The organism is Streptomyces alkaliphilus (genome assembly GCF_014141535.1).
GTDB lineage: Bacteria > Actinomycetota > Actinomycetes > Streptomycetales > Streptomycetaceae > Streptomyces > Streptomyces alkaliphilus.
On sequence record NZ_VKHT01000262.1, the window covers coordinates 1 to 5,764 of the forward strand.

The following is a 5,764-nucleotide window of genomic DNA, read 5'->3' on the forward strand; positions in this document are numbered from 1 at the left end:
CCCGGCAGGGGTCCCGTGTGGTGCGCTCCGGCAGGACCCGGAGGCCCCCGGGACGTTCCCCGGCTCGGTCGGCGGGTGTCCGCCCCCCCGTCCCCGGCGCCTCGCTCCCCGTCCCGGTCGATCGGGGTCCCACCTGCCGTGACACCGGTTCGGCGGCGGTGTCGGACGCGCCCTGGCGCGGGCCCCGGGCCGCGGCGATGAGGGACCGGGGTGGGGGAGCGGCGATTTGGCATCGCACCCCGCGATCCGTGTACAGTAGGCGTCGCCGCCGCGGGAAACCGCAGGGAACACATCCGGGGCTATAGCTCAGTTGGTAGAGCGCTTGCATGGCATGCAAGAGGTCAGGAGTTCAATTCTCCTTAGCTCCACGGGTTTCGCGCAGCGGCTCCCGGACGCGAGGTCGTCCGTCGCGGGGCTATAGCTCAGTTGGTAGAGCGCTTGCATGGCATGCAAGAGGTCAGGAGTTCAATTCTCCTTAGCTCCACAGCCCGAAGCGGGCCGTCCGGATGTCGGGCGGCCCGCTCTCCGTGTTGTGCCCGGTGCGGTACGCTGTGCGCATGCGTGCCGTACGCCTGCTGCTTATCGGGCCGCGCTGAAGGAGCACCGCCCCTCCGCCGGGGCGGGATCAGCGCGGCCGCCCCTCCTGTGCGAGGGGCTTTTTCGTGTTCGGGGCAGCGGCAGAGACGATTTCGACGGAGCTCGAGGAACCATGACCGAGACGTTCAAATACGGAGCCGCCCTGGCGGCCGACATCGAGGCGCGCTGGCAGGACCACTGGGAGCGGGAGGGAACCTACGAGGCTCCCAACCCCTCGGGCTCGTTGGCGGACGGCTCGGGGCGCGCGAAGCTGCCCAAGAAGTTCATCATGGACATGTTCCCCTACCCGTCGGGCGCGGGGCTGCACGTCGGTCACCCCCTGGGGTACATCGCGACCGACATCTACGCCCGCCGGCTGCGGATGACCGGACACAACGTCCTGCACACCCTGGGGTTCGACGCCTTCGGCCTGCCGGCGGAGCAGTACGCCGTCCAGACCGGCACCCACCCGAGGATCTCCACCGAGGAGAACATCGGCAACATGCGGGCGCAGCTGCGCCGGCTGGGCCTGGGACACGACACCCGTCGCTCGGTGTCCACCATCGACCCGGAGTACTACCGCTGGACCCAGTGGATCTTCCTGCAGATCTTCAACTCCTGGTACGACGAGCGGGCCGGGCGGGCCCGGCCGATCGCCGACCTGGTCGCCGAGTTCGAATCCGGCGCGCGCGCCTGCCCCGACGGCCGTGACTGGTCCGACCTGACGACCGCCGAACGCGCCGACGTGCTGGGGGGGTATCGCCTGGCCTACGCCTCCGACGCCCCCGTCAACTGGTGCCCGGGGCTGGGCACCGTGCTGGCCAACGAGGAGGTCACCGCGGACGGCCGCTCCGAGCGCGGCAACTTCCCCGTCTTCAAGTCCCGCCTGCGGCAGTGGAACATGCGGATCACCGCCTACGCCGACCGCCTGCTGGACGATCTGGAGGCGCTGGACTGGCCCGAGGCCATCAAGCTGCAGCAGCGCAACTGGATCGGCCGCTCCGAGGGCGCCCGGATCGACTTCACCATCCCGGCGGCCGAGGGCGCCGGGGACAACGGGGGAGCCGACCACACCGTCGCGGTCTTCACCACCCGTCAGGACACCCTGTTCGGCTCCACCTACATGGTCCTGGCACCCGAACACCACCTGGTCGACGCCATCGTCCCCGGCGCCTGGCCCGAGGGCACCCGCCCCGCCTGGACCGGCGGGCACACCGACCCCGGGGAGGCGATCGCCGCCTACCGCAAGCGGACCGCCGCCAAGTCCGATGTCGAGCGGCAGGCCGACGCCCGGGAGAAGACCGGTGTCTTCACCGGAGCCTTCGCGATCAACCCCGCCAACGGGGAGCGCCTCCCGGTCTTCATCGCCGACTACGTGCTGATGGGCTACGGGACCGGCGCCATCATGGCCGTGCCCGCGCACGACGCCCGTGACTTCGCCTTCGCCCGCGCCTTCGACCTGCCGATGCGCTGCGTGGTCCGACCCACCGACGAGCGGGGCACCGACCCCGCCGCGTGGGACGACGCCTTCGTCTCCCACGACGCCGAGATCATCGACTCCAGTGGCCCCGGCGTCATCCTGGACGGGCTGGACGTCCCGGCCGCCAAGAAGCGGATGACGGCCTGGCTGGAGCAGGAGGGCGTGGGCGAGGGAACGGTCAACTACCGCCTGCGCGATTGGCTGTTCAGCCGGCAGCGGTACTGGGGCGAGCCCTTCCCCATCGTCTACGACGAGGACGGCATCGCGCACGCCCTGCCCGAGTCGATGCTGCCGTTGGAACTGCCGGAGATCGACGACTACAGCCCCCGCACCTTCGACCCCGAGGACGCGGACACCCGGCCGGAGACCCCGCTGTCGCGCAACCGCGAGTGGGTGGAGGTCGAACTGGACCTGGGTGACGGGCCGCGCCGCTACCGCCGCGAGACCAACACCATGCCCAACTGGGCGGGTTCCTGCTGGTACGAGCTGCGCTACCTGGACCCCCGCAACAGCGACCGGCTGGTCGACCCGGAGGTCGAGCGGTACTGGATGGGGCCGCGCGAGGGCATGCCACTGGGAGGCGTGGACCTGTACGTGGGTGGTGCCGAACACGCGGTGCTGCACCTGCTGTACGCCCGTTTCTGGTCGAAGGTCCTGTACGACCTGGGCCACGTCTCCTCCGCCGAGCCCTTCCACCGGCTGTTCAACCAGGGCATGATCCAGGCCCACGTCTACCGCGACGCCCGCGGCTTCCCGGTGCCCGCCGGCGAGGTCGAGGAGCGCGACGGTCGCTGGTACCACGGGGAGGAGCCCGTCGACCGCGAGCTGGGCAAGATGGGCAAGTCCCTGAAGAACGCGGTCACCCCCGACGAGATCTGCGCCGAGTACGGCGCGGACACCCTGCGGTTGTACGAGATGGCCATGGGGCCGCTGGACGTCTCCCGGCCGTGGGACCCGCGTGCGGTGGTCGGACAGTTCCGTCTGCTGCAGCGTCTGTGGCGCAACGTGGTGGACGAGACCACCGGCGGGACCGTGGTGGTCGACGAGGAGCCGGACGAGGCCACGCTGCGGGTGATGCACAAGGCCGTCGACGGCGTCGGCCGGGACCTGGACGCCCTGCGCTTCAACACCGCGATCGCCAAGATCACCGAGCTGAACAACCACGTCACCAAGCAGAACCGGGTCCCCCGCACCGTCGCCGAGACACTGGTCCTGCTGATCGCCCCGCTGGCCCCGCACATCGCCGAGGAACTGTGGCACCGCCTGGGCCACACCGACTCGGTGGTCCACCGGCCCTACCCGCAGGCCGATCCCGCCTACGTGGTGGACGAGACGATCACCTGCGTGGTCCAGATCCGGGGCAAGGTCAAGGCGCGGCTGGAGGTGGCGCCCGACATCTCCGAGACGGAGCTGGAGAGCATCGCCCTGGCCCACCCGGCCGTGCGTGGCGCCCTGGGGGACGCCGGGATCCGCAAGGTCATCGTCCGGGCACCCAAGCTCGTCAACATCGTGCCCGCCTGAGAACACCGGCGGAACCGACCGCGAACCCGTCCCGGTCCGTCCCCTAGGGGACGGACCGGGGTCTCCCGGGGTCCGGAACCGTCCCCTTCCGGCGCCCGGCCCTCTACCCTGGGGAGGGGACGGGTGCCGATCGCCCGACCGACGGCGCAATGCGGAGAGAGACGGAGTGGCCCATGGACATCCTGCTCACCGTGCTCGCACTGGGACTTCTGGCCTTCCTGGTGTTCGTGGCACTCGTGGTGCGGGGGGTCAGGGTGGCCAGGCGTCACATCGACCGGGGGGTGCGCGAGGCCCGCCGCTCCTTCTCCGACGCCACCCTCCGCGCGCGGGGGGCCCAGCCCGGCCCGATGGGCGAGCTGGCGCGCCTCCGTCGGGAGATGCGGCTGTCCCTGGAGCACACCCGCAAGGTGCTCGAATCCGGAGCTCCCGAGGACCCCGCCCTGGCCGAGGCCCTCGCCCTGGTGGACCGGCTCGGCGAACACGCCGGTGCCCTGGACCGGGAGATGGGGGCCCTGATGGATCACGAGCCGGATCGGGCCAGGGTGGCCGAGCGGCTCCCCGACCTGCGCGACCGCGCCGGTCGTATCCGGAATTCGGCGGACTCCCTGCGCGGCGCCGCCCTGGACCGGGTGCGCTACCACGACGCCGCCGAGATCGACGGGCTGCACCGCCAGATCGAGATCGAAACGGGGGCCCTGCGCCACTGGGACCCGGTCCGGCCGGCCCCGGAGCCGACGGAGGAGAAGCTGCCGCCGGCCCCGGGACGCCGCCGACTGACCGAGTGGAATCGACCGCGCGACGCACGCTGACGGGGCCTGTCGTATTCTCCGAGCCATGTCCCGGAGATCCGCCTCCCGAGCCCTGGCCGTCGTCACCGACTCCACCGCCTATCTGCCACGCGCGGAACTCGGACGCCACAAGATCACCGAGGTTCCGCTGACCGTGGTCATCGAGGGCCGTGCGCTGGAGGACGGCACCCCGGAGGCAGCACGCCGGCTCGAGCGGGCCCTGGGACGGCACGGCTCGGTCACCACCTCGCGCCCCAATCCCGAGGTCTTCGCCGCCACCTACGACAAACTCGCCGCAGCCGGCGCCCGGGAGATCGTCTCCCTCCACCTCTCCGCCGAGATCTCCGGCACCCGGGACGCCGCCCTGCTGGCGGCCCGGGAGGCGCCGGTCCCCGTGCGGGTGGTGGACACCCGCATGGTCGCCATGGGATTGGGCTTCGCGGTGCTCGCCGCCGCCGGTGTCGCCGAGGCGGGCGGCACCGCCGAGGAGGCCGAGGCGGCCGCCGTCGAGCGCACGACATCCACGAGGGCGCTGTTCTGCGTGGACACCCTGGAACACCTGCGGCGCGGGGGACGCATCGGAGCGGCCAGGGCCCTGCTGGGCTCCGCCCTGGCGGTCAAACCGATCCTCGAACTGGCCGACGGACGGATCGAGATGCTCGATCGGGTCCGGACGACCAACCGGGCCGTCGCCCGGCTCGAGGAACTCGTCGTGGAACACGCGGGTGACCGGCCCGTGGACATCGCCATCCACCACCTCGCCGCCGCGGAGCGGGCCGAGCAGCTGGGGGCGCGGCTGCGGGAACGCCTGAACGCCCCCGCGCCCCCGCACATCAGCGAAGTGGGCGCGGTGCTCGGCGCACACACCGGCCCCGGACTGCTGGGCGCCGTCGTCGCGCCCCGCTGAGCCGGGAAACGAACGCCCTCTCCGGCCCCCGCGCCCCCCGATCGGCCTTCCCGCCGGGACCGGGGACCCCGTCGGTCCCGGCGCCGTCATCGGCATCGAGCCCATGCCGCCTCCCTCGTCCCGCCGCCCGATCGGTCATCGGGCGAAGAGGGCGCCGGCCCGTGCCGTCCGGGATCCGTCCCCGGGAGCGGGCGCCCTCACCCCTCAAGACGCTCCGGCGGGTCCCTTTCCGTTCGCCCCGTCGGCGTTTTCGCCCGATCGGGTGAGCGAGTTGTCCACAGGCGGCGCCTCGTCCACAGGAAGTCGCCGATATCGACGGAGAGCCCCGGGCAGCTCCTAGGGTCCCCGCCCATGACACACGGACTCCACGGCAGCACGGTCGGCGCCGGATCCCTCCACGGAACGAGCGGCGGAACGGGCGGCGGAACGGGCGCACACCACCCCCTCCCCCGGTGGGACGCCGTACGATCCTCCGCCGGGCTCCCTCCCAAC

At 72.0% G+C, this 5,764-nt stretch carries 3 protein-coding genes and 2 tRNA genes; all 5 read left to right on the forward strand.

Annotation, left to right across the window (positions count from 1 at the left end):
* Nucleotides 1-295: 295 nt before the first annotated feature.
* The 5 genes from FNQ90_RS10660 (at nucleotide 296) to FNQ90_RS10680 (ending at nucleotide 5,272) form a co-directional block, all read left to right on the forward strand.
* Nucleotides 296-368: transfer RNA gene (locus FNQ90_RS10660), tRNA-Ala, on the forward strand.
* Nucleotides 369-411: 43 nt separating this feature from the next.
* Nucleotides 412-484, forward strand: a tRNA-Ala gene (locus tag FNQ90_RS10665).
* A gap of 225 nt (nucleotides 485-709) precedes the next feature.
* Nucleotides 710-3,577, forward strand: a complete 2,868-nt coding sequence (leuS, locus tag FNQ90_RS10670; protein ID WP_182606154.1) for a leucine--tRNA ligase — start codon at nucleotides 710-712, stop codon at nucleotides 3,575-3,577.
* A gap of 173 nt (nucleotides 3,578-3,750) precedes the next feature.
* Complete coding sequence (locus tag FNQ90_RS10675) at nucleotides 3,751-4,386, forward strand: hypothetical protein (RefSeq protein WP_182606155.1); 636 nt, start codon at nucleotides 3,751-3,753, stop codon at nucleotides 4,384-4,386.
* Nucleotides 4,387-4,411: 25 nt separating this feature from the next.
* Nucleotides 4,412-5,272, forward strand: a complete 861-nt coding sequence (locus FNQ90_RS10680) for a DegV family protein (RefSeq protein WP_182606156.1) — start codon at nucleotides 4,412-4,414, stop codon at nucleotides 5,270-5,272.
* Nucleotides 5,273-5,764 lie beyond the last annotated feature (492 nt).